Origin of the sequence: Desulfocurvus vexinensis DSM 17965 (genome assembly GCF_000519125.1) — a bacterium.
Taxonomy (GTDB): Bacteria; Desulfobacterota; Desulfovibrionia; order Desulfovibrionales; family Desulfovibrionaceae; genus Desulfocurvus; species Desulfocurvus vexinensis.
On sequence record NZ_JAEX01000001.1, the window covers coordinates 146,130 to 171,578 of the forward strand.

Annotated in this window: 24 protein-coding genes; 10 read left to right on the top strand and 14 right to left on the bottom strand. The window is 69.5% G+C overall.

Annotation, left to right across the window (positions count from 1 at the left end; translation table 11 throughout):
- Both G495_RS0100630 and G495_RS0100635 read left to right on the top strand, forming a co-directional pair.
- A complete protein-coding gene (locus G495_RS0100630) occupies window positions 1-747 on the top strand; it encodes a flagellar hook assembly protein FlgD (protein WP_028586214.1) in 747 nt (248 codons plus the stop codon).
- A 122-nt stretch (window positions 748-869) separates the two neighbouring features.
- Window positions 870-2,492: a flagellar hook protein FlgE gene (locus tag G495_RS0100635; protein ID WP_028586215.1), complete on the top strand. Its 1,623-nt coding sequence runs from the start codon at window positions 870-872 to the stop codon at window positions 2,490-2,492.
- Window positions 2,493-2,659: 167 nt separating this feature from the next.
- Here the strand turns inward: G495_RS0100635 and G495_RS16855 are convergent, their stop codons facing one another.
- Complete coding sequence (locus tag G495_RS16855) at window positions 2,660-3,037, bottom strand: flagellar protein FlaG (protein ID WP_169734335.1); 378 nt, start codon at window positions 3,035-3,037, stop codon at window positions 2,660-2,662.
- A 327-nt stretch (window positions 3,038-3,364) separates the two neighbouring features.
- Between G495_RS16855 and G495_RS0100645 the strand changes: the two genes are divergently transcribed.
- Entirely contained in the window at window positions 3,365-4,285 is a 921-nt protein-coding gene (locus tag G495_RS0100645; protein ID WP_028586216.1) for a flagellin N-terminal helical domain-containing protein, read from the top strand.
- A gap of 67 nt (window positions 4,286-4,352) precedes the next feature.
- Here the strand turns inward: G495_RS0100645 and rnc are convergent, their stop codons facing one another.
- Window positions 4,353-5,069: a ribonuclease III gene (gene rnc, locus G495_RS0100650; protein WP_028586217.1), complete on the bottom strand. Its 717-nt coding sequence runs from the start codon at window positions 5,067-5,069 to the stop codon at window positions 4,353-4,355.
- Window positions 5,070-5,098: 29 nt separating this feature from the next.
- Here rnc and G495_RS0100655 point away from each other — a divergent pair, with 29 nt between their 5' ends.
- A complete protein-coding gene (locus G495_RS0100655) occupies window positions 5,099-7,210 on the top strand; it encodes an acetate--CoA ligase family protein (RefSeq protein WP_028586218.1) in 2,112 nt (703 codons plus the stop codon).
- Window positions 7,211-7,284: 74 nt separating this feature from the next.
- Complete coding sequence (locus tag G495_RS0100660; protein ID WP_028586219.1) at window positions 7,285-8,346, top strand: phosphotransacetylase family protein; 1,062 nt, start codon at window positions 7,285-7,287, stop codon at window positions 8,344-8,346.
- A gap of 77 nt (window positions 8,347-8,423) precedes the next feature.
- Here the strand turns inward: G495_RS0100660 and G495_RS0100665 are convergent, their stop codons facing one another.
- From G495_RS0100665 to G495_RS0100705, 9 genes are all read right to left on the bottom strand, one after another.
- On the bottom strand, window positions 8,424-9,950 hold the full coding sequence (locus G495_RS0100665; RefSeq protein ID WP_028586220.1) for a flagellar hook protein FlgE: 1,527 nt from the start codon (window positions 9,948-9,950) through the stop codon (window positions 8,424-8,426).
- 376 nt (window positions 9,951-10,326) lie between these two features.
- The gene (rnhA, locus tag G495_RS0100670) at window positions 10,327-10,803 is read right to left on the bottom strand and encodes a ribonuclease HI (protein ID WP_035250372.1); all 477 of its coding nucleotides are present in this window, start codon (window positions 10,801-10,803) and stop codon (window positions 10,327-10,329) included.
- Window positions 10,800-11,324 (bottom strand): hypothetical protein, encoded by a 525-nt coding sequence (locus G495_RS0100675; RefSeq protein WP_028586222.1) that lies wholly within the window; start codon window positions 11,322-11,324, stop codon window positions 10,800-10,802. Before G495_RS0100675 ends, rnhA begins: the two co-directional genes overlap by 4 nt.
- A gap of 106 nt (window positions 11,325-11,430) precedes the next feature.
- On the bottom strand, window positions 11,431-12,669 hold the full coding sequence (locus tag G495_RS0100680) for an ABC transporter permease (protein WP_051444920.1): 1,239 nt from the start codon (window positions 12,667-12,669) through the stop codon (window positions 11,431-11,433).
- Window positions 12,662-13,345, bottom strand: coding sequence for an ABC transporter ATP-binding protein (locus tag G495_RS0100685; RefSeq protein WP_028586224.1), 684 nt, complete (start codon window positions 13,343-13,345; stop codon window positions 12,662-12,664). The genes G495_RS0100680 and G495_RS0100685 overlap by 8 nt, the downstream gene beginning before the upstream one ends.
- Complete coding sequence (locus G495_RS0100690; protein WP_028586225.1) at window positions 13,342-14,622, bottom strand: efflux RND transporter periplasmic adaptor subunit; 1,281 nt, start codon at window positions 14,620-14,622, stop codon at window positions 13,342-13,344. The genes G495_RS0100685 and G495_RS0100690 overlap by 4 nt, the downstream gene beginning before the upstream one ends.
- A 51-nt stretch (window positions 14,623-14,673) precedes the next feature.
- Complete coding sequence (locus G495_RS0100695) at window positions 14,674-16,419, bottom strand: aldehyde ferredoxin oxidoreductase N-terminal domain-containing protein (RefSeq protein WP_028586226.1); 1,746 nt, start codon at window positions 16,417-16,419, stop codon at window positions 14,674-14,676.
- A complete protein-coding gene (locus G495_RS16860; protein WP_051444922.1) occupies window positions 16,412-16,882 on the bottom strand; it encodes a 4Fe-4S binding protein in 471 nt (156 codons plus the stop codon). The genes G495_RS0100695 and G495_RS16860 overlap by 8 nt, the downstream gene beginning before the upstream one ends.
- A 38-nt stretch (window positions 16,883-16,920) precedes the next feature.
- The gene (locus G495_RS0100705) at window positions 16,921-18,288 is read right to left on the bottom strand and encodes a phosphomannomutase/phosphoglucomutase (RefSeq protein WP_028586227.1); all 1,368 of its coding nucleotides are present in this window, start codon (window positions 18,286-18,288) and stop codon (window positions 16,921-16,923) included.
- Window positions 18,289-18,486: 198 nt separating this feature from the next.
- On the opposite strand from G495_RS0100705, the gene hflK reads away from it, so the two are divergent.
- Both hflK and hflC read left to right on the top strand, forming a co-directional pair.
- Complete coding sequence (gene hflK / locus G495_RS0100710) at window positions 18,487-19,578, top strand: FtsH protease activity modulator HflK (protein WP_028586228.1); 1,092 nt, start codon at window positions 18,487-18,489, stop codon at window positions 19,576-19,578.
- Window positions 19,575-20,423 carry a protease modulator HflC gene (hflC, locus tag G495_RS0100715; RefSeq protein ID WP_028586229.1) on the top strand — a complete coding sequence of 283 codons (849 nt, stop codon included), beginning with the start codon at window positions 19,575-19,577 and terminating at the stop codon, window positions 20,421-20,423. Before hflK ends, hflC begins: the two co-directional genes overlap by 4 nt.
- A 398-nt stretch (window positions 20,424-20,821) precedes the next feature.
- Here hflC and G495_RS20760 read toward each other — a convergent pair whose 3' ends face one another.
- Window positions 20,822-21,130, bottom strand: a complete 309-nt coding sequence (locus G495_RS20760) for a helix-turn-helix domain-containing protein (RefSeq protein ID WP_084457666.1) — start codon at window positions 21,128-21,130, stop codon at window positions 20,822-20,824.
- Between the two features lie 125 nt (window positions 21,131-21,255).
- On the opposite strand from G495_RS20760, the gene G495_RS0100720 reads away from it, so the two are divergent.
- The 3 genes from G495_RS0100720 (at window position 21,256) to G495_RS0100730 (ending at window position 23,901) form a co-directional block, all read left to right on the top strand.
- Window positions 21,256-21,933 (top strand): LexA family transcriptional regulator, encoded by a 678-nt coding sequence (locus G495_RS0100720; protein WP_245588331.1) that lies wholly within the window; start codon window positions 21,256-21,258, stop codon window positions 21,931-21,933.
- Window positions 21,934-22,069: 136 nt separating this feature from the next.
- Window positions 22,070-22,927, top strand: a complete 858-nt coding sequence (panB, locus tag G495_RS0100725; RefSeq protein ID WP_028586231.1) for a 3-methyl-2-oxobutanoate hydroxymethyltransferase — start codon at window positions 22,070-22,072, stop codon at window positions 22,925-22,927.
- A 17-nt stretch (window positions 22,928-22,944) separates the two neighbouring features.
- Window positions 22,945-23,901 carry a membrane protein gene (locus G495_RS0100730; protein ID WP_028586232.1) on the top strand — a complete coding sequence of 319 codons (957 nt, stop codon included), beginning with the start codon at window positions 22,945-22,947 and terminating at the stop codon, window positions 23,899-23,901.
- A gap of 4 nt (window positions 23,902-23,905) precedes the next feature.
- Here the strand turns inward: G495_RS0100730 and G495_RS0100735 are convergent, their stop codons facing one another.
- On the bottom strand, window positions 23,906-24,724 hold the full coding sequence (locus G495_RS0100735) for a hypothetical protein (protein ID WP_028586233.1): 819 nt from the start codon (window positions 24,722-24,724) through the stop codon (window positions 23,906-23,908).
- A 217-nt stretch (window positions 24,725-24,941) separates the two neighbouring features.
- Window positions 24,942-25,397 carry a YbhB/YbcL family Raf kinase inhibitor-like protein gene (locus G495_RS16865; RefSeq protein WP_035250375.1) on the bottom strand — a complete coding sequence of 152 codons (456 nt, stop codon included), beginning with the start codon at window positions 25,395-25,397 and terminating at the stop codon, window positions 24,942-24,944.
- Between the last annotated feature and the right edge of the window lie 52 nt (window positions 25,398-25,449).

A 25,449-nucleotide genomic window follows, 5' to 3' on the forward strand; every position in this document is an offset into this window, starting at 1 on the left:
ATGCAGCTGTACGAACCGAGCAACATCATCGGCAAGGCCGAAAAGGACCTCTACAACACCGAGAAGTTCACGGGCAAGTCCCAGCTCGACAAGGAGGACTTCCTGACGCTGCTCGTGGTCCAGCTCCAGAACCAGGACCCCCTGAACCCCATGGACGACAAGCAGTTCACCTCCGAGCTGGCGCAGTTCTCCAGCCTGGAGCAGCTCACGCAGATCAACCAGGGCGTGGCCTCCCTGGGCGAGACCACGGCCCACCAGGAGATGGTCAACGCCGCTTCCTACATCGGCAAGACCATCCGCGCCGTGGGCGACAACCTGAGCATCCACGCCGACGGCTCGGTGAGCACCATGTACTACAAGCTCGCCGACAAGGCCGAGAAGGTCTACATGAACATTTTCGACCGGAACGGCAACATCGTGCGCACCGTGGAGCTGGGCGCCCAGGCCGCCGGCGAGCACGAATTCCAGTGGGACGGCAAGGACTGGAAGGGCAAGGCCCTGCCCGAGGGCGTCTACTACCTGGCCATGGCCGCCGAGGGCGAGGACGGCTCGGCCATCCTCACCCAGACCGAGGTGGCCGGTATGGTCAGCGCCGTGCAGTACTCCGGAGGTTACACCTACCTGCGGATGACCGACGGGCGCACGGTGGCCTTCCAGTACGTCAAGGAAGTTGTGGGCACCCAGGCCGCTCCGGGCGGCGAGAATACCGGCGGCTCGGGCGACACCGGCGGCGAGAGCGCCGACTAGCGGAGTTTTCATGGCCGCGCCCCGGGCGAAGGGGCGCGCGCAGGCAAGAGCACCCACGGCGGCCCGGGCGAAGGGCCCGCCGGTCAGGCAACGGCAGAAGTCAGGATACAGGAGGTTCGGTTATGGGTCTTTCAGCTTCCATGTGGACCGGCGTGTCCGGTTTGCAGACGCATGGTGAGAAGATGAGCGTTGTTGGTAACAACATCGCCAACATCAACACCGTCGGCTTCAAGGGCGCCACCATGCATTTCGAGGATTTCATCAGCCAGAACGTGAACACCGCCGCCGGCGTTGGGCAGATCGGGCGCGGCGTGGCCATCGGCGCCATCTATGCCGACTTCAGCCAGGGCGCCTTCGAGACCACCAACGAGGCCACGGACCTGGCCATCGGCGGGCGCGGGTTCTTCCGCGTCAAGGTCAAGGGCGAGGAGACGACCTACTACACCCGGGCGGGCAACTTCCGCTTCGACAAGGACGGCTACCTGGTGGACCCGCACGGCTACGTGCTCCAGGGTTGGGCCATCGACAACTCGACCTCCACCGCCCTGGCCTCCTCCGGATCGAGCACCGCCACCAGCGGCAGCTCGGCCATCAAGGGCGCGGGCCTGCCCACGGACGTGCGCATCGAGGGCTTCACCGCCAAGCCCAAGGCCACCGAGCAGGTGACCATGGTCACCAACCTCGACTCGCGCGACGGCAACGACAACGTCGCCGACGCCACCAACCCCTTCTTCAGCATGTTCAACGTCTGGAACGGACAGAACGAGACGCCCCTGGGCGAAACCCAGTTCGCCTACCAGAGCACCATCAAGGTCTACGACGAGGGCGGTTCCTCCCACGACATGACAGTGTACTTCGACCAGGTGGCCTCCGTGTCCAGCACGGGCGAGCGCTACTGGGAGTACATGGTCACCGTGCCGCCCAGCGAGGACGGGCGCGTCATCGACGGCCAGACCGTGCGCAACTCCGGCGTGGCGGGCGTGGTCATGATCGGCACCCTGACCTTCGACTCGGCGGGCCAGCTCAAGAATATGTCGGCTTTCACCCTGGCCTCCAGCGCCACCGGCGACCTGGGCAGCCTGGCCAACTGGACCCCGGCCCAGTTCAACACCAAAGGCCAGCCGGTGTTCACGGCCAACTTTACCGGCCAGCCCTCGGCCAGCGGCACTGCGGAATCCAACGCCCGTAACATCGGCGTCAACTTCGGCCTGACCAACGCCAACACTGCCGCAGGCTGGGCCGTTGGCGCCGTGGCCAACGCGGCGGCCATCGGCACCGACCCGACCCTGCTGCCCGAGTTCGCCGACATCCGCGTCAACGCCAACGCGACCACGAGCTTCTCGGGGTCGAGCTCCACCCAGCTCCAGTCGCAGGACGGCTACACCTTCGGATTTCTGCAGAACGTCTCGGTGAACCGCGACGGCATCCTCACCGGGCGCTACTCCAACGGTGTGGTGCTTGAGCTGTTCCAGATCACCCTGTACGACTTCGTGAACAAGTGGGGCTTGCAACGCAACGGGTCCAACCTGTTCTCCGAAACGCGCGAATCCGGCGAGGCCACCGCAGGCCCGGCCAACGCCAACGGCTACGGCTCCATCTCCTCCAACTCGCTTGAGCAGTCCAACGTGGACATGGCCGCCGAGTTCGTGCAGATGATCACCACCGAGCGCGGTTTCCAGGCCAACTCGAAAATGGTCACCGCCGTGGACGGCCTGCTCCAGACGGTGATCCAGATGAAGCGCTAGCTCACACTTCGCACACAACCGACCTCCTTCACCATAACCGTGCCCGGCGGACTTGTCCGCCGGGCACGCCGTTTTTCGGGCGCGCGCAAGCCCGGCGCGCGGGCCGCGCCGGGCTTGCCGCCGGGAGGGGCGGGGGCAGGCGCCGCGCGCCCGCAGGGGTCGGGGGGCTACAGGGCCTTGCTCAGGAAGTGTTCGCCCATTTCGCGGATGGACGCCGCCAGGCGCAGCAGCTCGTCGGCGGGCACCTTGCGCAGCACCTTTTCGCCCGAGGCGTCGCGCACCTCGGCCTGCATTTCCCCGGTCTTTTCATGCATGTGGAACGATATCTCCACCCCGACCTTGGCCATGAACCGCTCCACGGGCTCGGCTAGGCGCAGCAGCGCGGCCTGGGGCTCGCCCTGAGCGGCGCCGGGGGCGCCGGAGTCGGAGTCCCGCTCGCGCCGGGGCTGGGCGCCCTGGATGCGGTAGCCCTGGGTGTAGGCCCTGGTGGCCGACAGCGCTGCCTCGGCTCCTCCCGTGATGCCCATGACATCCTTGACTTCCATGTCCGCCTCCCGGAAGGCCCGCTTGCGATCCATCTGGGGTCTTCCTGAGCATCGTATCGGCACTTTGTCCGCGTTCCTTTAGGCCTGCGGGGCCGCGCCCGTGCCTTCCGGGCGGGCCGGGCAAGGATTTGTCAAGCAATGTCAAGGTGCAGGAACGTTTTCCCGGCGTGCAAAAGCCGACGCCCGGGCGGAAAAAAGCTCCATGCCCCTGGAAATCATGGGGTTTTTAGACTTTTTCTAAAACGCAACTAGCAGGAATTGATTAAGAAAGTTCAATTGGCACTGACGTTGCTTAATCTGGGCAAGTCAAAACAAGGAGGTTTTGCAATGTCTTTGGTCATCAACCACAACCTCATGGCGATGAACGCCGCCCGCAACCTGACCCAGACCTACGGGCGTCTGTCCACCTCGACCAGGAGGCTCTCTTCGGGACTGCGCGTGGACACGGCGGCCGACGACGCCGCCGGCCTGGCCATCCGCGAGCTGATGCGCTCGGACGTGGCCACCCTGCACCAGGGCATCCGTAACGCCAACGACGCCATCTCCATGGTCCAGACCGCCGACGGCGCGCTGCAGATCATCGACGAGAAGCTGATCCGCATGAAGGAACTTGCGGAACAGGCGGCCACGGGCACCTACAACTCCGACCAGCGCCTGATCATCGACTCCGAATACCAGGCCATGGCCTCGGAAATCACCCGTATCGCCAGGGCCACGGACTTCAACCAGGTCCACCTGCTGGATGGCACGCTGTCGGGCAGCATTCCCACCGCCCACGACGGCTCCGGCCTGCAGCCCGTGGGCCCGATGAAGATCCACTTCGGCACGGGCAACGACAGCAGCGAAGACTACTATTTCATCTCCATCGGCGGCGCCACGGCCTCGCACTTCGGCCTGGGCATGGGCGCCGACGAGGATGGCGTGAACTCCATCGGCGGCATGAGCATCTCCACCCAGTCGCTGGCCCAGGCGGCCCTGGCGGCCCTGGACGCGGCGATCATCTCCAAGGACAAGATCCGCGCCAACCTGGGCGCCCTGCAGAACCGCCTGGAGAACACCATCTCCAACCTGCAGATCCAGGCCGAGAACCTCCAGGCCGCCGAGTCGCGCATCTCCGATGTGGACGTGGCCTGGGAAATGACGGAATTCGTGCGTAACCAGATCCTGACCCAGGCGGCCACGGCCATGCTGGCCCAGGCCAACTCCATCCCCAGGCTGGCCATGCAGCTCATCGGCGGCGGCGGTTGATGCCGCATAGCCCTGCTGTGGTTGCTGCTGCGGCGTGAGACCAAAGACGTGCCCGGACCGGGGAGGCTCAGTCCTCCCCGGCCCGGGAAGCGCCCGCCCCGCAGAGCAGGGCCAGGGCCTTGGCCGCAGCGTCCTGCTCGGCCTTCTTCACCGTGGCCCCCGAGGCATGCAGGCGCGTGCCGTCCGGCAGGGTCAGCTCCACCTCGAAGACCTTGGCATGGTCCGGCCCGTTGCTGGCCAGCAGCGTGTACACGGGCCGCTCCCGGAAACTTTTCTGCGTCAGCTCCTGCAGGCGGCTCTTGGCGTCCTTGATGCGACGCGTTTCGCCGGGGGCGGGCAGGCGGCTGGCGTAGATGCCCCGCACGGCGGCCCGGGCCGCCTCGTAGCCCCCGTCCAGAAACACCGCCCCCAGCACGGCCTCGAAGGCGTCGGCCAGCAGCGCGTCGCGCGTGCGGCCGCCCTGCATCTCCTCGCCCCGGCCCAGGCGCAGCAGCTCGTCCAGCCCCAGCTCGCGGGCCAGGGCGGCCAGGGCCGGCTCGCTCACCAGCCGCGCGCGCATGCGCGTCAGCTCGCCCTCGGGCGCCTCGGGGCTGCGCTCGTAAAGCATTTCCGAGACCCCCAGCTCCAGCACCGCATCGCCGAGGAACTCCAGGCGCTCGTTGTCCTGCTGCGCCTCCTCGTGCTCGTTGGCGAAGGAGCTGTGGGTCAGCGCGGTTTCCAAATGCTTGACTTGGGAAAACCGATGCGAAATAACCTTCTGCAACGTGTCAAGATTCTGCGTCATCCCGTTCCCCGCGTAGCAAAAAGGCCGTCATGCCCGATTCATCACTCCAGGCGCTTTTCGAGCCGCGTTCCGTGGCCGTTGTCGGCGCGTCGGGCAGCCCGGGCAAGGTCGGCCACAGCATTGTCAAGAACCTGGTTGAGGCCGGATACCAGGGGACGATTTGGCCGGTCAACCCGAAGGGCGGCGCCATCCTCGGGCTGGACGCAGTCGCGTCCATAGCCGGGCTGCCCGAAGCGCCGGGCCTGGCCGTGATCTGCATCCCCCCGGCGCTGGTGGTCGGCGCGCTCGAGGAGCTGGGCGCGCGCGGCACCCGGGCGGCCATTGTCATCACCGCAGGCTTCAAGGAGATCGGCCGCGAGGGCTACGCCCTGGAGCAGGCCCTGGCCGAGGTCGCCCGCAGGCACTCCATGGCCCTGCTGGGCCCGAACTGCCTCGGGCTGTGTAACACCACAGCGGGCCTGAACGCCACCTTTGCCGCCGGGCAGCCCGCGCCGGGCTCCGTGGCCTTTTTTTCCCAGTCCGGCGCGTTGTGCACCGCCATCCTCGACTGGGCCCTGGGCGAGAACATCGGCTTTTCCAAGTTCGTGAGCCTGGGCAACAAGGCCGTGCTCGACGAGTCCGACATGCTGCGCTACCTGAGCCACGACCCGCAGACCCGCGTCGTGCTCGGCTACGTGGAGAGCGTGGAGGACGGCCAGCGCTTCGTGCGCGTGGCCCGCGAGGTCACCCCGCACAAGCCGGTGATCATGATCAAGTCGGGTACCACGGCTGCCGGGGCCAAGGCCGCCTCCAGCCACACCGGGGCCATGGCCGGGTCCGAGCAGGCCTACGGCGCGGCCTTCGCCCAGGCCGGGGTCGTCCGCGTGGCCGACGTGGCCTCGCTGTTCAACCTGGCCCAGGCCTTCTCCACCCAGCCCCTGCCCCAGGGGCCGAACCTGGCCATCGTCACCAACTCCGGCGGCCCGGGCATCATGGCCGCCGACGCCGTGGAGCGCTCGGGCCTGCTCATGGCCCCGCTGTCGGGGCGCACGGTGGACGCGCTGATGCACGCCCTGCCGCCCTTCGCCTCGGCCTACAACCCCGTGGACATCATCGGCGACGCCGGGGCCGACCGCTACCGCGCGGCCCTGGAGCACGTGGCCGCCGACCCCATGGTCCACGCGCTGCTCGTGCTGCTTACGCCCACGGCCTCGGCCCAGGTGGAAGAGACGGCCCAGGCCATCATCGACGTGGCCCGGGGCTGCGCCAAGCCGGTGTTCGCCTGCTTCATGGGCGGGCGGCGCGTGGGCCCGGGCCGGGCCATGCTCCAGGCGGCGGGCATCCCGTGCTACGCCTTCCCCGAGCCGGCCATCGCCAGCATCGAGGCCATGTACCGCTACCGCGAGTGGCAGGCCCGGCCCATGCCCGTGGAGGTCTGCTACCGGCGCGACAAGACCCGGGCCGCGCGGGTCATCGAGCGCGCCCGGGGCGAGGGCTGCGTGGAGATCGTCGAGTTCCAGGCCCAGGAGCTGCTGGGGGCCTACGAACTGCCCGTGCCCGCCACCGAGCTGGCCCGCACCTCGGACCAGGCCGCGCGCATCGCCGCGCGCATCGGCTTCCCCGTGGTGCTCAAGATCGCCTCGCCGCAGATTTCGCACAAGACCGACGTGGGCGGGGTCAAGGTCGGGCTGGACAGCGAGGACGCCGTGCGCGCCGCCTTTTTGGACATCACCTCGCGGGCCCGGCGCCTGCGCGAGCAGGCCTACATCACCGGCTGCCTGGTGCAGGCCATGGCCCCCAAGGGCTCGCGCGAGGTCATCGTCGGCTTCAAGCGCGACGCGCAGTTCGGCCCGCTGCTCATGTTCGGCCTGGGCGGGGTGTATGTGGAGGTGCTGCGCGACATCAGCTTCCGCCTGGCGCCCTTGTCCCTGGACGACGCGCACCGGATGATCCGCGAGATCAAGTCGTATCCCCTGCTGCGCGGGGTGCGCGGGGAGCCGCCGGTGGCCTTCAAGGCCATTGAGGACATCCTGCTGACCATGTCGCAGATGGCCCAGGACTTTCCAGACATCTACGAGGCGGAGTTCAACCCCATCCTGGTGGACCACCAGGGCGCCGTGGTGGCGGACGTGCGGGTCACGTTGTGCTCGGGCGGCGGCTGAGCCCCGGGCGGGATTTGCAACGCCGCGAAAATGGATTAGACAGGACCGACGACAGCGAGGAGGACGGCAAGACCATGGCGGGAATCTACATCGGCTCCACGGCGGGCTTTTCGGGCAAGAACATGGTGGTCATGGGCCTTGGGCTGAAGCTGCAAAAAGACGGCTTCAAGGTCGGCTACATGAAGCCCGTGGGCGCCATGCCCACGGAAGTCGAGGGCACGGCCTGGGACGAGGATGCCTACTTCGTGCAGAACATCCTGGGCCTTTCGGAGCCCGCGGGCGACGTGACCCCCGTGCTGGTGACCCAGGACTTCAAGGTCAAGGCCTTTTCGGGCCAGTGCGGCGACCTCATGGGCGGCATCCGCGACGCCTACGCCAAGATCGCCCAGGGCAACGACGTGACCATCGTGGCGGGCTCGGGCAGCATGTACTCGGGCAAGTACTGCAACGTGGACGCCATCACCGTGGTCCGCGAGCTGGGGCTCAAGGCCGTGGTCATCGACCGCTTCCACGACGAGCTGAAGTACGACTACCTGATGGTCATGAAGGAGGCCCTGGGCGACGCGCTGCTGGGCGTGGTGCTCAACGACATCCCCCCCACGTTCATGGACGAGGTGGAGACCATGCTGCGCCCCTGCCTGGAGCGCCTGGGTGTGCGGGTGCTGGGCGTCATCCCCAAGGACCCGCTCATGGGCGCCATCAAGGTCTCGGACCTGGCCGAGCGCCTGGGTGGCAAGGTCATTTCCTCGCACAACAAGGCGGACAAGGTGGTGGAGAACTTCCTCATCGGCACCATGCAGGTGGAGAACTTCATGACCCACTTCCGCAAGAACAAGAACTCGGCGGTCATCGTCGGCGGCGACCGCTCCGACGTGCAGCTCGTGGCCCTGGAGGGCAACTGCCCCTGCCTGGTGCTCACGGGCAACCTCTACCCCAACGATATCATCCTGACCCGCTCGGAAGTCCTGGAAGTGCCCATCGTCATCGTGCGCGAGGACACCTTCTCCGTGGCCAAGAAGATGGAAACCATCCTTTCGCGCCACAAGCTGCGCGACGTGATCAAGATCCGCCAGGGCGCGCAGCTGGTCAGCTCGAACATCGACTACGAGTACATCAAGAAGAGCCTGAACCTGTAGCCCCGCGCGGCCAGGATGCGAAAAGGGCGCGCCCCGGCGGGGCGCGCCCTTTTTCGTGCTGCGGCCCGGGGCCCGCGCTACTTCTTGAGCTGGTAGAGCACCTGCAGGATCTGGTCCTGGGTGGTGATGACCTTGGAGTTGGCCTGGAAGCCGCGCTCGGTGATGATCATCTTGGTGAACTCCTCGGCCATGTCCACGTTGGAGCCTTCCAGGGTGGACTGGGCGATGGTGCCGTAGTTCACGGTGCCCGCCACGCCCTCCACGCCCTCGCCCGAGGCGCCGGTGGCCGAGAAGTGGTTGGAGCCCTCGCGGCGCAGGCCCCATTCGTTGACGAAGGTGTACAGCGGGATCTGGGCCAGCTCCTGCTTCACGCCGTTGGTGAAGTAGCCGATCATGGTGCCTGCGGCGTCCACCCCCAGGTTCATGAGCCAGCCCATGGGGTTGCCGTCCTGGGTCTGGTAGACGGTGACGGAGCTGCCCGCCCGGCCCGTGGTGGCGAAGCTGCCCGCCGTGGCCCCCGCCATGGTCGGCAGCAGGGTTTTGTCGTGGCCGATGTCGGCGGCGCTGGCCACGGCGGAGGTCCAGCCCGAGCCCGTCAGGCCGAAGGACAGGCCGATGTCGGCGGTGCCCGGCGGGGTCCCCGCAAAGGTCATGGAAAAGGACGGCGCGCCGGACTCCGAAAGGGCGGCGGGTGTCCAGTTGGCCAGGTCGCTGGGGTCGCCGCTGCCGCTGTAGGTGAAGGCGGACACGCCCTCCAGTTCGCCCGTGGAACTGAAGGTCAGGGTGCCGGTCATGATCCGCCCGGCGGCGGAGGTTCCCGCGATGCCCGCCCGCCCGTCGGCCTGCGGCGCCGTGCCGACCACGAACTCGTAGTACGACTTGCCCCCCGCGTTGGAAACGCTGGCCTTGTCGAGGTAGACGGTCAGGTCCTGGGCGTTGCCCTGGGAGTCGTAGACGCGGATGGTGTTCTCGTAGCCGTAGGTGCCCGCGCCCAGGGGCTGGCCGTCCGCCGTGGCGCCGTTCCAGGCCTCGAAGAGCGCGAAGAACGGGTTGCCCGTGCTGGTGGTGGCGTCGATCATGGTGCCGACGTTCATGCCCATCATCACGTCGGTGGTGGCCACGGGCGGCACGGTGATCTCGCCGTTTTCGTCCAGGGGCAGGCGGATGTCGCCCGTGCTTCCGGCCACGCCGTCCGTGACGGCCTTGCCCTGGACGCGGAAGCCGTTTGGGTCCACCAGGAAGCCGTTCTTGTCGAAGCGGAAATTGCCCGCGCGGGTGTAGCGAATCACGCCGTCCTGCTCCACGCGGAAAAAGCCCTTGCCCGAGATGGCCAGGTCCGTGGTGGCGCTGCCGGCCATGAACCCGCCGTTGCGGAAATCCGTGAGCACCGCGCCCACGCCCACGCCCTGGCCTGCCTGCGAGAACCCCGTGGTCAGCGGATTGCTGGCCGTGGTCATGGTCTGGCTGATCAGCGTGGAGAAGTGGATGTCGGTGTTCTTGAAGCCCAGGGTGTTCACGTTGGCCAGGTTGTTGCCAATGTTCTGCATGCCCGACCCGTGGGTCTTCAGCCCCGTGGCCCCGATGTACAAGGCGCCCAAGCCCATGATGCTCTCCTTCAACCGTAAACCGCACACAACCGGGGAAACAATTTCCCTCGCCGGGGCGTATCGCAAGGAGCGTGCCGGGGTGGGCAACGGTGAAGAAAAGTCAAGAATGTTCAAGGCGTGGATGCCCGGCGCCTGCCCGGGCGGCAAGATGTGCCGGGCGGGCGCGGGCAGGGTTCGGGCAGAGCCGCAGGCGGGCAGGGCGCGGGCGGTCTGCTCCCCCATCGCGCACGCCGCCTGCGGCCCGGGCATGCGGCAAAGCGCCGCGCGGCCCGGGCCGTCGTGCGGGGTCCAGGGGCCGTTGGCCCCTGGCGGGGGGCCGGGGGCGGAGCCCCCTGGGCCTGCTGTCCGCTGCTCTGGCCGGGCGCGGGCGCCCTCAGGGTTCGAAGCCGGAGTCCTCGGGCTGGCCGGGTGTGGCGGCCTCGCGGCGGGCCAGCAGGTCGCAGCGTTCGTTCTCGCGGTCGCCGCTGTGGCCCTTGACCCAGCGGTAGTCGATGCGGTGGGCGGCCAGCAGCGGGTCCAGGAGCAGCCACAGGTCGCGGTTCTTGACGGGTTTCTTGGCGGCGGTCTGCCAGCCGTTGCGCTTCCAGTTCCTGAGCCAGCCCTTGGTCAGGGCGTGCAGGAAGTACTGGGAGTCGGAGTGCAGCACCACGGCGCAGGGCCGCGTGAGCCTGGACAGCGCCTCGATGACGGCCATGAGCTCCATGCGGTTGTTGGTGGTCAGGCGGTAGCCGCCCGAGAATTCCTTGCGCGTGTCGCCCATGGTCAGCACGCAGGCCCAGCCGCCGGGGCCGGGGTTGCCCAGGCAGGAGCCGTCGGTGTGGATGGTCACCGGGGTCGGGGAGTCGGTCATTGCGCGGGGGTCTCTCGTGTTTCCAGGCCCATGAGCCGGTCCCAGATGCGCTTGAGGGCCATCATGAGCCCGGTGGGCCAGCTGTCGGATTCGAAGTAGGGGGCCATGTGCGCGGTCTCCAGGTCGGCGGTGAACTCCTCGCCCAGGGCCCGGCGCATCCAGGCGGGGTATTCGACGATCAGGGTCCGGGCCTGGATGTCCAGGCCCAGGAACAGGGTCTTGGACTTCAGGCGCGGCACCTCCACCGGGCCCTGGTTGATGCGCAGCACCAGCTCGATGCCGAACTCGTCGCGGAACAGGGCGGCGAATTCGCGCAGCTGGCGCAGCTGCCCGGAGTCCAGCAGGCCGCTGGCGTCGTGCACGGCGGCGCGGCTCTGGATGTCGGCCAGGGTGCGGTCGAAATGCCGCGTGTAGAGCCAGGCCACGCCCGCGAACACGCAGATGAGCAGCAGCATGCGCACGGCGCTCATGCCCCGGGATTCGCCGGTGTGGCGCGGCAGCAGGGAGAAACCTCGGCGCATGGGCCTCCTCGGAGGGTTGTGCGCGGCTCGCGTCGCGCGTGGCGTGGATGGGGCGCACGGTAGCCGCCGGGGCAGGGGCCCGTCAAGGCGCCGGGCCGGGCGCGGCTCAGGTGCCCTCGCCGCGCAGGGCGGCCACGGGCTCCAGCCCGGCGGCCCGGCGCGCGGGGCGCAGGCCGAAGATCAGCCCGATGGCCAGGGCCGCGCCCAGGGCCAGGAAGAAGACCTTGGCCGAGAAAAGGATCTCCAGCACGCCCAGGCGCGAGAGCAGCTGGCCCAGGCCCATGCCCAGGGCCATGCCCGCCAGGGCCCCGGCCAGGGTCAGCAGGGCGGCCTCGAGCAGGAACTGGGCGGTGATCTGCCAGCTTGTGGCGCCCATGGCCTTGCGCAGGCCGATTTCCTCGGTGCGCTCGCTGACGCTGATGTAGAACAGGTTGGCCAGCACGAACCCGCCCACGACCATGGCCGCCGTGGCCGTGACGCCCAGAAAGGCCACCAGGCTGCCCTTGAGCATGCCGATGAATTGCAGGATCTGGTCGGCGGTGAGCAGGGTGAAGTCATCGGGGGCGTCGCCGGTCAGGCCGTGCTGGTGGCGCAGCAGGGAGCGCAGGTTTTCCACGTGGGCGGCCATGCGCTCGGGGTGGTGGAACTTCACGCGCAGGGCGCGGAAGTATTTGCGGTCCAGGTTGAAGCGCTGGGTCAGGGTGCTGATGGGCACGATCATGCGCTCGTCGATGGTGCCGTGCCCGGCGCCCACGCCGCGGTAGGCCAGCCTGCCGATGACGCGCACGGGCAGGTTGTCCACATAGACCACCTGGCCCAGGGGCGAGGCCGCGCCGAACAGGCTGGTGGCGATGGCGTCGCCGATGAGCGCGACCTTGGCCCCGTGCTGCACGTCGGCGGCGGAGATGTCGCGGCCCTCGGAGAGCGGCCAGTTCCAGGCCTGGACGTAGCCCTCGGTGGAGCCCACGAGCACGGGCAGGTCGGTGTTGCGGCTGCCCGCGCGGGCGCGCAGGCCCATGCGCGCGCGCATGGGCACCACCAGATACGCCCCGGGCAGGGACTGCTCCATGGCCCGGGCGTCATCCCAGGTCAGGGTCATGCTGCGCCGCCCCGGCGCGCGGGACATGATGTCCCCGCCCAGGACGAACACGGCGTCGGGCCCGAAGGTGTCCACGATCTCCAGGGCCTTGCGCTGGGCGCCGTCCACGCTGGTGACGATGATGGTCAGCGCGGCGATGCCCAGGGCGATGGCCGAGGCCACGAACACGCTGCGCAGCTTGTAGGCCCAGACGGCTTCCAGGGCGAAGGCCAGGGCGCGGCCCAGGTGGCGCAGGGTCTCACCCATGGGCCTGGATGCGCCCGTCCAGCAGCTGGATGGCCGAGGTAGCGAAGGAGGCGGTCTGCGGGTCGTGGGTGACCATGACCACCGTGGTGCCTCCCGCATTGATCTGGGCCAGCAGTTCCATGATCTCGCGGCTGGTGGTCGAGTCGAGCTGGCCGGTGGGCTCGTCGGCGAAGATGCACGAGGGCTCGTTGAGCAGGGCCCGGGCCAGGGCCACGCGCTGCTGCTGGCCGCCCGAGAGCTGCCCGGGGCGGAACTGGGCGCGGTCGGCCAGGCCGACCTGGGCCAGGATGGCGTGGGCGCGCGCGGTCAACTCGCGGCGCGAGCGCGGGCCGTAGAGCCCGGGCAGCAGCACGTTTTCCAGGGCCGAGACGTAGGGGATCAGGTGGAAGCTCTGGAACACGAAGCCGAAGGTGCGGTTGCGCAGCCCGGAGAGGGTGTCGTCGTCCAGGGTGGACACGTCGCGCCCTTCCAGCTCGTAGCGGCCCGAGGTGGGGCGGTCGAGCAGGCCCAGGATGTGCAGCAGGGTGGACTTGCCCGAGCCCGAGGGCCCCTGCAGGGCCGTGAAGTCGCCGTGGGCGATGTCCAGGTCCACGTCGCGCAGGACCTCGGTGGGCGCGCCCGCCGTTTCGTAGCGCTTGCCGATGCCCGCCAGGCGGATGAGCGGGGCGTCGCTCACGAGCGGCCCCTGGGCGGCCCGGGGGGGGCCTGCGGGGTGCGCGGGGCCTGGGCGCCCTGCGGGGCCTTGGTGCCGGGCAGCACGAGCTGCACGGCCACCTCGTCGCCCTCGGCCAGCCCCGAGAGAACCTCGGTGGCGCTCACCCCGGCCAGACCCAGCTCGGGCATGATCCGCTCGGGCTTGCCCGCGCGCATGACGTACACGGCCTGCTCGCCCGCCACCCACTTCAGGGCCGCGTTGGGCAGGGCCAGCACGTTGTCCTTGACCTCGACGATGATCTGGCACTGGGTGGTCATCTCCGGGCGCAGGCTTTGGGCCTGCTCGGGGGTGATGCGCACCAGGGCCTGATAGTAGACGATGTTGTCGCGCACCTCGGGCTCGGGGTAGATCTGGTCGATGGTGCCGTGGAAGGAGGTCCCGGGCAGGGCGTCCACCTGGAACTCCACGGGCAGGCCGGGGCGCACCTGGCCGATGTCGGTCTCGTCCACGTAGATCCACATTTCCAGGCGTGTGGGGTCGAGCACGGTGATCAGGTTGGCCACCTCCAGCCCGGCGACCACGGTTTCGCCCTCCTGGACCGTGACCTGGCTGACCACGCCCGTGAGCGGGCTGACGATGCGCGTGTAGCTCAGGCGGGTCTGGATGGATTCCAGGGCCGCCTCGGCCTCGCGCACGGCCTTTCTGGCCTTGTGCAGGGTCTTTTCCGTTTCGGTGCGCGTGCGCTCCAGGGCGGCCCGGCGGGCGCGCAGGGCGCCGTCCTTGACCTGGGCCTTCTGGGCGGCGTCGTCCAGGGTGTCGCGGGCCACCAGCCCCTGGGCGAACAGGGTGCGCTGGCGCGCGGCGAAGTCGGCGGCGTAGGCGGCCTCGGCCTCGGCGGCCTCCAGGTCGGCCTGGGCCTCGGCCACGGACAGCGGGGCCACGGCGCGCGCCCGGGCCAGCTCGGCGCGCTCGCGCTCCAGGCGGGCCTGGGCCTCGGCCTGGGCCGTGCGCGCCTCGCGGTCGTCGATCTGGGCGATGAGGTCGCCCTCGCGCACGCTGTCGCCGATCTTCACGCGCATGGAGGTCAGGCGGCCCGTGGCCTGGGCGCCGATCTTGACGATGGCCCCGACCTGGGCCTTGACGATGCCCGTGGCTTCGAGCTGGCTGCGCACGGTGCCGCGCGTGACCTTGGCCGTGGCCAGGACCTGGATCTCGCCCGCGCGGCGGCCCGTGGTCCAGAACAGGGCCGCCACGACGGCTGCCGCGACGAGGGCGGCGAGAATGAACTTCTTGCGCACGGGCAGACCCCCTGGTTGCAGTGGGCGGATGGCGTTGGGCCTGCGGGCAGCCTACTCCTGCCGGGCGCCCAGGTCCACTATGGCCTTGGCGTAGGCGCCGCGCAGGGCGTCCATGTAGCCCTGGTCCATGGCGCCCTTCCAGGTGACGACCTCGCTGAAGCGGCGCGGGATGGTCACCTTGCCGGGGTCGTAGCCCGTGTCCAGCTTCAGGCGCCAGCGCAGGCGCTGCGCCTCGCTGGCCAGGGCGTCCAGGTTCTGGGCCGTGGCCGGGAAGCCTGCGGCGTCCAGGGCCTCGGCCAGCAGTTCGGGGGTGTAGATGCCGCGCGCGAACAGGCAGGAGACCATGCAGGTCAGCATGACCCGGCCCTTCTCGTCGTCCACCATGAAGCGCACGGCCTTGCCCACGTCCTTGTCCTTGGCCTTCTGGTCGTAGGAGTAGCCGCCGCTGTCCAGGTGCGAGTGGCGGAAGCCCAGCGCCTGGGACACGAAGAACACCTCGCCCGTGGCGTAGCCAGCCATCTCCTGGCCGAGGACGCAGGCGAAGTCCGTGCCGCCGTAGTGCTCGGCGGCCACCAGCGCCCCGCGCCCGAGGATCTCGTAGAACTCGTTGGCCCGCGAGCCCAGCAGGTCCATGGCCGCGATGAAGCCCTTGGCCTGGCCGAAGCGCAGGGGCACCACGGTCTGCTTCTCGGTGACGACGCCCTTTTCCAGCGCCTCGGCGGCCCAGGCCAGGGCCACGCCCGCGCTCATCACGTCCATGCCCTGGCGCTCGCAGGCGTCGAGCACGGCCAGCACGTCGGAGGCGTTGGACAGGGCGAGCATGGCCCCGCAGGCGAAGATGGGCTCGTGGTCGTAGGACACCTGGCGGTAGAGGTATTCGTGCTCGCCCGCGAACTGCTCGCGCAGCAGCCCGATGTGGATGCAGCCCACGGGGCAGCCGGAGCAGGCCGTCTGGCGCAGCAGCAATTGCTCGGCGAAGCGTTCGCCCGAGATGCCCTCGGCCCCGGGGTCCGAGGTCTGCTGAAGGTTCTTCCACGGCAGGGCGTTCAGCTCGTTGAGCGGGATCACGTTCTGGGGCGTGCCCAGGTTGTGGTATTTGCTCATCATGTCCGTGGTGGTCAGCTTGGCGTAGATATCCTTGAAGATCTTCTTGTATTCCTTGCCCGCGCCCAGGGGCAGCTCGCGGTCGCCCACGACCATCACGGCCTTGAGGTTCTTGGCGCCCATGACCGCCCCCGAGCCCAGGCGCCCGAAGTGGCGGAAGGAATCCACGTTGATGCAGGCGTAGGCGAGCAGGTTTTCGCCCGCCGGGCCGATGCGCAGGATGCTGCGGTGGCCCGAGGCGCCGCTCTTGTGGCGCAGGTGCTTGCCGGTGCTGAACACGTCGCGCCCGCGCAGGTACTCCACGTCGGCCAGGGCCAGCTTGCGCCCGGCCACGGTGAGGGCCGACAGGCGCTTTGCCCGCCCCGTGATCACCAGGGCGTCGAACCCCGCGAAGCGCAGGGCCAGGGCCAGGCGGCCCCCGGCGTGGGACTCGGCGTACTGCCCGGTGTAGGGCGACTTGAAGCCGCACACGACCTTGCTCATCAGCGGGTAGCGCCCCGTGAGCGGGCCGATGGCGAAGATCAGCGGCTGCGCGGGACTGAACGCTGGCCGGTCGAGGCCGCCGTATTTCTCGAACAGTCGGGCCGCCAGGCCCGAGCCGCCCAGGCACTCGTCCGGGGCCGAGAAGTCGGCGCGCTCGCCGCGCCCGGTCTCCAGGTTCACATGCATGATGTGGAACGGACGGTCAGCCATGGGTGTGCTCCTCCTCTTCCCCTTCCAGGGCTTCGGCGGGCAGGGGGCGGGGCTTGCGGTCCTGCACGTCGATCATCTCCAGGCAGCCGTGGGGGCAGAACTGGGCGCAGCGCCCGCAGTGGATGCATACGTAGGGGTAGCCGTCCTCGGTGCTCATGAGGATGGCGTCCACCGGGCAGTGGGCCGCGCATTCGCCGCAGCGGATGCACAGCGCGCGCTGGACCACGACCCCGCCGCCCTTGCGCTGGGCGAAGGCCCCGGTGGGGCAGGCCAGGGCGCAGGGCGCGGGGTTGCAGGCCACGCACAGCCGGGCTTCGAAGCCGGTGGTCAGCCCGCCTGCGGAGCCGATGCGGATGCCCGCGCGGATCCAGCTCAGGCTGTCGTGCACCAGGCGCGCGCAGGCCAGGGAGCACGAGTGGCAGCCGATGCAGCGTTCCATGTGGTTGGCGGCAAGTATTTTCATCGTGGGTCGGACTCCATTTGTTCCGGCCTGGCCGGGGGTCAGGACATTTCGGCGATCCAGCGGGCCAGGGGCTCCTCGACGAGGCGGCGGATCTCCTCCAGCCGCTGGGGCGACTGGGCCTCGAAGCGCAGCACCAGCACGGGCTGGGTGTTGGAAGCCCGCAGGAGCCCCCAGCCGTCGGGCAGCACGATGCGCACCCCGTCCACGTCGATGACGTCGTAGCGCGTGCGGAAATACTCCAGGGCCCGGGCCACCACCTGGAACTTCAGGGCGTCGGGGCAGTCCACGCGCAGCTCGGGGGTGTTGCAGGTCACGGGCCAGTCGTCCAGGTAGCCGGACAGCGGCGCCCCCGGGGTGCGGGCCACGATGTCCACGATGCGCAGGGCGGCGTAGAGGGCGTCGTCGAAGCCGTGGTACTGGTCGGCGAAGAACATGTGCCCGCTCATCTCGCCCGCCAGCAGGGCGCCGGTCTCGCGCATGCGGGCCTTGATGAGCGAGTGCCCGGTGGCGCTCATGATGGCCTGGCCGCCGTGGGCCTCGATGTCCTTGTAGAGCAGGTGGGTGCACTTGACCTCGCCGATGACCGTGGCCCCGGGGTGGCGGGTGAGCATGTCGCGGGCGTAGATGGCCAGCAGCTTGTCGCCGTAGACCATGGCGCCCTTTTCATCCACCACGCCGATGCGGTCGGCGTCGCCGTCCAGGCCGATGCCCAGCTCCGCGCCCGAGGCGGGCACGCGGGCGATGAGGTCGGTCATGTACTTGGGCACCGTGGGGTCGGGGTGGTGGTTGGGGAAGTCGCCGTCGGGCTCGGTGTACTGCTCCAGGACCTCGGCGCCGATGCGCCGCAGAAGCTCGGCGCAGACCAGCCCGCCCGCGCCGTTGCCGCCGTCGAGCACCACGCGCACCGGGCGCGGCAGGCGCACCTGCGCGGCCAGGGCGTCCAGGTAGGCAGGCACGATGTCGTGGCGCGCGGCCACGCCCGAGCCGGACTCGAAACGCCCGGCGGCCATGATCTCGTACACGGCGGTGATCTCCTCCGAATGGATGGTGGAGTCACCTTCCCAGACCTTGAAGCCGTTGAACTCCGGCGGGTTGTGGCTGGCGGTGATCATCACCCCGGCGCGGTAGCCCAGGGTCTTGACGGCAAAATAGAACAGCGGGGTGGCCACCATGTCCAGGAACAGCACGTCCACCCCGCAGGCGCTTAGCCCGGCGATCATGCGCTGCTGGTAGCCCGGGGAGGAATGGCGGCAGTCGTGGGCGACCACGGCCCGGGTGTGGCCCTTGCGCCGGAAATAGGTGCCGCAGGCCCGGCCCAGGGTCTCGACCCACTGCTCGTCGAAGTCCCTGTCCACCACGCCGCGGATGTCGTAGGCCCTGAAGACTTCCTTGTTGACCGGTTTCATCGCTCCTCCGCTGCCCTGTTTGTGTGCCGCGTCCGCCCTGGCGGACCGGATGTGCCCAGAGTGGACCCTACCCTTGCCGGGCCGGGCTTGCAAGGCCCAAGGACGCGCCCGGCGCGCCCGGCGGGGCGGGCGGATTCCCGGGCCGGGCGCCCGGCAAGGCTTGACCTGCGCGCGCCGAAGCCTTAGAGCTAGGGGACTATGAACTGGGACTGGGACAAGCTGCAACAGCAGAACAAACGGCAGAGGCCGTCCGGCGGCGCGAGCGGGCCGGGCCTGGGTGATTTCGGTTTCGAGGTCCGGCGGCTGCGGCAGTTCAACTTCCCGGCGGGCAAGTTCATCCTGCTGGCGGTGGTGGTGCTGTGGGCCCTGTCGGGCCTGTACATCGTCAACGCCGACGAGCAGGGTGTGGTGCTGCGCTTCGGCAAGTTCGCCCGGCTGACGGAAAGCGGGCTGCACTACCATCTGCCGTTCCCCATCGAGAGCGTGGAAACGCCCAAGGTGACGCAGATCCACCGCGTGGAGATCGGCTTCCGGGGCTCGGCGGGCGCCGGGTCGCAGGCCCGCGCCGTGGACCAGGAATCGCTCATGCTCACCGGCGACGAGAACATCGTCGATGTGCAGTTCATCGTGCAGTACAAGATCAGGGACGCCAAGCAGTATCTGTTCAACGTCAAGAGCCAGCACGAGACGGTGAAGGCCGCCGCCGAGGCCGCCATGCGCGAGGTGGTGGGCTACAACCTCATCGACACCGTGCTGACCACGGGCAAGCTGGGCATCCAGAACGACAGCACCGACCTGTTGCAAAGCATCCTGGACCGCTACGAGAGCGGCATCCAAGTCGTGGCCGTGCAGCTTCAGGACGTGCATCCGCCCCACGAGGTCATCGACGCCTTCAAGGACGTGGCCTCCGCCCGCGAGGACAAGAGCCGGCTGATCAACGAGGCCGACGCCTACCGCAACGACCTGATGCCCCGGGCCCGGGGTCAGGCGGCGGTGCTGCTCAACCAGGCCGAGGCCTACAAGGAGACGCGCATCCGCCGCGCCCAGGGCGACGCCGCGCGCTACCTGGCCGTGCTCCAGGAGTACGAGAAGGCCCGCGACGTGACGAAGACCCGCCTGTATCTGGAGACCATGGAAACCGTGCTCTCCAACCCCGAGCTCGAAAAGATCATCATCGACTCCAAGGCCAGCGGCGGGGTCGTGCCCTATCTGCCTCTGGACAGGCTGCCCCGGGCCAAGGCCCCGGCGTCCTCCGAACCGCAGACCCCCCAGGCCGGAGGTGCGCAATGAGCAAGCGAAACGGATGGCTGCTGGGCATCCTGGGCGCGGCGCTGGTGGTGCTGTCCCAGAGCATGTTCCTGGTGCACCAGACCCAGACGGGCATCGTCCTGGAGCTGGGCAAGCCCGTGGGCGGGGCCAAGGAGCCCGGCCTGCACTTCAAGAAGCCCTTCATCCAGAGCGCGACCGTCTTCGACGCGCGCATCCTGGAACACAACTCCCAGCCGCGCGAGATCCTCACCGAGGACAAGAAGGCCATGCTGCTGGACAACTTCAGCAAATGGCGCATCGTGGACCCCTTGCAGTACTACCGCACGGTGAACAACGAGCGCGCGGCCACGGCCCGGCTGGACGACATCATCTACGCCCAGCTGCGGGTGGCCCTGGGCCGCTACACCTTGCAGGAGATCGTGTCCCAGAAGCGGCCCCAGATCATGGCCGAGGTGCTGGCGCGCTCCGACGAGCTGATCCGCGAGTACGGCATCGAGCTGGTGGACGTGCGCATCAAGCGCACCGACCTGCCTGCGGAGAACGAGCGGGCCATCTTCGGGCGCATGCGCGCCGAGCGTGAGCGCCAGGCCAAGCAGTACCGCTCCGAGGGCCAGGAGGAGGCCGCCAAGATCAAGTCCATGGCGGACCGCGACAGGGCCCTGCTGCTGGCCGAGGCCGAGCGCGAGGCCCAGGTGCTGCGCGGCCAGGGCGACGCCGAGTCCACGCGCATCTTCGGCGAGGCCCTGAAGACCTCTCCGGACTTCTACACCTTCAAGCGCAGCCTGGAAGCCTACGAGAAGAGCCTTGCGGGAAGCACCCGGGTCATCCTGACCCCGGACAGCGAGTTCCTGCGCCACTTCCGCTAGGTCGAAGCCCGGGCCCCGGCCCGCAGCCGTCAAGAAGGCGGCCCGCCTGGATCCAGGCGGGCCGCCTTTTGTTCTCTCGCAAATATCTGTGGAGCGATTTTGTGCACCGGGCGCTGCCGGGCCCGGCGCGGAATTTCCGTACGCGCACAGTCTGTTTTGTGGAAAAGCCAGGGCGATATCTCTGGAGGGCGGCCGTTGCGGCCGCCGGGCGCGGCAGGTTGTGGATTGACAAATGCGTCACGGGGATTCATCATCGCATACGAAAACGCCTGAGGGGGACGGGCTGGCGGGTCGTGTCGCGCGCGGGGATCCCTGGATTTCCGCAGGCGGCGCGCCCGGAATCGTCTGTGACCCAGCGGGTGTGCCCCGCCGGAAAGTGCGACCCGCACTACGATTCTTCACTCTGAACGGTCCGAAATCGACGTGGAAGGCTGCGCGGCCTTTCGCGGTGCGTTTTTGGCGCCAGGTGGCCTGCCGGGCGGCCTAGAGGGCTCCGGGAGCAGCTCGCGGGGGATACCGAGCCTTGCGAGCTGCCTGATGCGCCGGGCCGGGGCGCGGTCGCCGCTGACGATGCGCGTGATCATGGACGGGTGAACCCCCAGGGCCAGAGCCAGGTCGCCGTACCGGATCTTGTGCAACGCCAGCCATGCCCGCAGCCGGGCTTGACGGGTCGGGTTATTTTCGTCAATTTGTTTACCGATTTCCATGGCGTGGTCCTGACGCAATCGACTATATAGCCACGCCGCTGGACGGTCAACAGCAAAACGGTTCCTGAGAGAAGAAAGCGATGGGAAAATCCGGGAAAAAATACGGTGAGAATTTCGAAACGGTGGTGGACCGCATCAAAGAGGCCACCGGGACCAGGACCCAGGTGGAGCTGGCGCAGGTGCTGGGCATTCGCCAATCCAGCATCTCCGACGCCAAGCGCCGCGATTCCGTGCCGGCGGACTGGTTCCTGACCCTGTTCCGCGAGTTCGGGCTCAACCCCGACTGGCTGGCCCTGGGGCGCGGCCCGCAGTACATCAAGACCAAGGAGGGCTACAAGCCCTTCGACCAGCCCGCCCTGTCCGAGACCCTGCGCGAGGAGGGCTCGCCCTACGGCGAGCCCATGGCCTCGGCCAAGGTGGTCACCTACTACGCCATGGCCGGGGGCACCGCCGAGGACGGCGGCTGGAAGCCCCAGCCCGCCGGCAAGATCGCCATCCCCAAGGCCTTCGACCGCAAGTCGCTGCTGGTGGTGCGCATGGACGGCACGGGCATGGATCCGCTGATTCGCCGCGGGGCCTTCGTGGGCCTGGACCGCGACCACGTCAGCGTGCTGTCCGGCGAGGTCTACGGCGTGCTGCTGCCCTTCGAGGGGCTGGTGGTGCGCCGGGTGTTCCTGGAGGCGGAGAAGAACCGCTTCGTGCTGCGCGCCGAGAACCCCGCTCTGGCGGACCAGCACTTCGGCTTCGAGGAATACCGCGACAAGATCATCGGGCGCATGGTCTGGATGATCCAGGAAATCTAGCCCCGGCCCCGGGCCGCGACCTTCCGGCCCCCGGCGCGCGAGCGCCGGGGGCCTTGCCGTTGCCGCCCTTGCGCCGGACCCGCGCTGTTGCTACCGTGGCGCCCGCGCGCCGGGTGCCCCAGCCCAAGGAGGAGCCGTGACCAAGACCGAATCCGTGACCGTGCCGTCCGTGGCCGCCCGCAAGGGCGGCGAGCGGCTGACCATGCTCACCGCCTACGACTACGCCCTGGCCCGTCTGGCCGACGCGGCGGGGGTGGACATGGTCCTGGTGGGCGATTCGCTGGCCATGGTCGGCCTGGGCCAGCGCGACACCCTGGCCGTGGGCCTGGACGCCATGGTCCACCACACCCGCGCCGTGTCGCGCGGCGTGGAACGCGCCCTGGTGGTGGCCGACATGCCCTTCGGCTCCTACCAGGCCTGCGACGCCGACGCCGTGCGCGGCGCCGCGCGCCTCCTGGCCGAGGGCCGGGCCGGGGCCGTGAAGGTCGAGGGCGGGGAGCGCGTGCTGGGGCGCATCGAGGCCATCGTGCGTGCGGACATCCCGGTCATGGGCCACATCGGGCTCACGCCCCAGAGCGTGGCGCGCATGGGGGGCTTCAAGGTTCAGGGCCGCACGGCCTGGGCCGCCCGGGCCCTGCTGGACGACGCCCGGCGCCTGGAAGACGCGGGCTGCTTCGCCCTGGTGCTGGAGGCCGTGCCCGCGCCCGTGGCCCGGGCCGCCACTGCCGCCGTGGGCATCCCGACCATCGGCATCGGCGCCGGGCCGCACTGCGACGGGCAGGTGCTGGTGACCCACGACGTGCTGGGCCTGTTCGACCGCTTCGCCCCGCGCTTCGTCAAGCGCTACGCCGAGCTGGGCCAGGCCGCGACCCAGGCCATGGCCGCCTTCTGCGCCGAGGTGCGCTCCGGCGCCTTCCCCGGGCCGGAGCACAGCTTCACCATGGACGCCGCCGAGCTGCGGGCCGCCGGGCTGGAAATGCCGGACGGCGAGTAGCGGGGCCGCCGGTGGACATGGACCTCGCCGCCCTGTGGCAGGGCCTGGGCTGGCCCCTGGTGCGCCTGTGCTTCTTCGTCTCCCTGGGGCTTTTGGTGGGCACGCTCATCGAGGCCCTGAACTGGGTGCGCTTCGTGGCCGTGCTGGCCACGCCGCTGACCCGCGCCGCGCGCCTGACCGACGTGAGCGGCGCCGCGTTCTCCATGGCCTTCTTCTCCGGGGTGTCGGCCAACACCATGCTGGCCGAGGCCCACGCCCGGGGCCGCATCACGGGTCGCGAGCTTTTGTTCTCCAACCTGTTCAACAGCATGCCGACCTTCTTCCTGCACCTGCCCACCATGTACGCCATCACGCGCTCCATCGTCGGCCAGCTGGCCGACGTGTACGTGGGGCTGGCGGTGCTGGCGGCGGTGCTGCGCACGGGGGCGGTGGTCCTGGCGGGGCGGCTGTTCAACCCGCCCCTGGAGGAGGGCTGCATCCCCTGCCGCCTGGACGAGCAGAAGCCGCACTCCCTGCGCGAGGCCCTGGGCCGGGCGCTGTCGCGCTTCTCGCGGCGCATCCGGCGCATCCTGGGCATCACCGTGCCGGTCTACGCGCTGTTCTTCCTGCTCCAGGAGTGGGGGCTGTTCACGGCCATCGAAACCTTCATGGCCACGCACCTGTCCTTTTTGTCCTGGCTGCCGCCGCAGGTCATCTCGGTGGTGGCCCTGCAATCCACGGGCGAGCTGGCCGCCGGGCTCTCGGCCCTGCGGCCCCTGCTGGACCAGGGCGCCATCGCCCCCAACATGGCCGTGCTCACGCTGCTGCTGGGCAACGTGCTGTCCTCGCCCATGCGCACCATCCGCCACCAGTACCCCTACTACGCGGGTATCTTCCCCCAGCGCGTGGCGGTCCGGCTCATCGTCGCCAGCCAGACCCTGCGCGCGGCGTCCATGGCGCTGGTCACGGCGGGGTACGTCCTGTTCGCCTTCTAGGGCTTCAGCCCCCGGCTCCGCGCCCGGCCCCGGGCCCCGGCCCGCCGCGCCCGGCCATGGTGCCCGGTGAGATCTCCACCACAGCCACCCGCCAGCCGTCGTAGTCGCGCCAGGCCCCGGGCACCAGACGCACCGTGTCCAGGGGCATGTCCACCTCGGGGATGGGGAAGTCCAGGCGCAGGTCCGTGTCCGGGTGCATGCGCTCCATGACGAAGAGCACCAGGGCGTGGGTGCCCAGCAGGTGCGGCGTGTGCAACCCCTCCGGGGGCATGGCGTCCAGGGCGGCCATGGCCGCGTAGGCCTGCTCCCAGGTCGGGGCGGGCCCGGGCAGCCGGTCCTTGGGTACCAGGAAGACGCGCACGCTGGCCGCCTCGCGGTACACGGGCGCCACGGAGGCCCGCTCCAGGAGCAGGGCGCCCCCGGCCAGGCGGTAGGTCACGTCGTAGAGCAGCCCGGCCACGCGCCCGTAGCGGTCGGCCAGCACCAGGCTGCCCGAGGCCGTGCGCGCCTGCGGGGCGCCTGCTGGCGCCGCGTAGCGCAGCAGGCGGTGGGCCACGACCTCGAAGCCGGGGTAGGCGAAGGGCTGGCGATCCAGCACGGCGGCGGCCTCGGGGGCGTAGCCCGCCCCGCGCGGGGCCGCGCCCTGGATGCGCCCCAGCACCGCCCGGGCCGCGAAGGCGGCGTCTGGCGGGTGCAGCGCGGGGTCGCCAGGCAGGGCGGCGGGCACCGGGGCCAGGGCGCGCGGCGCCCCGGCGCAGGCGGCCAGGGTCAGGGCCAGGGCGGCAAGGGCCAGGGCGGCAAGGCGGCGGGCTGGGGCAGGCATGGGCGGCTCCCGGGTCACAGGGTGTGCCTGATCATAGCACGGCCCGGCCCGGGGCGCATCCCGCGCGGCGCGGGCCTTTCAACCGTCATCATGCAGGAAAACGGGGCCGCCGCGCAACGGTCTGCGGGCACCGGAAAAGCCCTGGGCGTCGTTTGCAGAAACGACGCCCAGGGCTTTCCCGGCGCTGCGGGCAGGCACAATCGAAAGCCGGGAGAGCCTAGCTGCCGCCGTAGGTGGCCGTGATGCTGGCCGAGGCCAGCACGTGCCCGCGCAGGGCGGCGTCGAACTCGCGGCGCCTGGCCTGGGGTGGCAGGTCCAGGTCCACGTCCAGGGCGTGCAGGGTGAAGACGTAGCGTCCGCTGCCGTGCCCGGGCAGCGGGCCGTTGTAGCCCAGGCGGCCCCAGTCGTTCTGCCCCTGGCGCAGCCCCGAGGGGTGCTCGGCCATGCGCGGCAGCTTGGCCGCCAGCATGAAGACCGCGCCGGGGATGCCGTAGACCAGCCAGTGGGTCCACGGTCCGTCCGGCCCGCCCGGGTCCTCGCAGACCAGGGCGAAGCTCCGGGTGGCCTCGGGGGCGCCGTCCCAGGTCAGCGCCGGGGCGAAGTCGCTGGTCTCGGCGGTGTACTGGATGGGCAAGGCGCCGCCGTCGGCGAACTGGGGACTCTTGAGCTGCATGGCGGGGTTCTCCTGCTGGGGGTCGTGGTCCGGCTGGGATAGCAGACCGGGG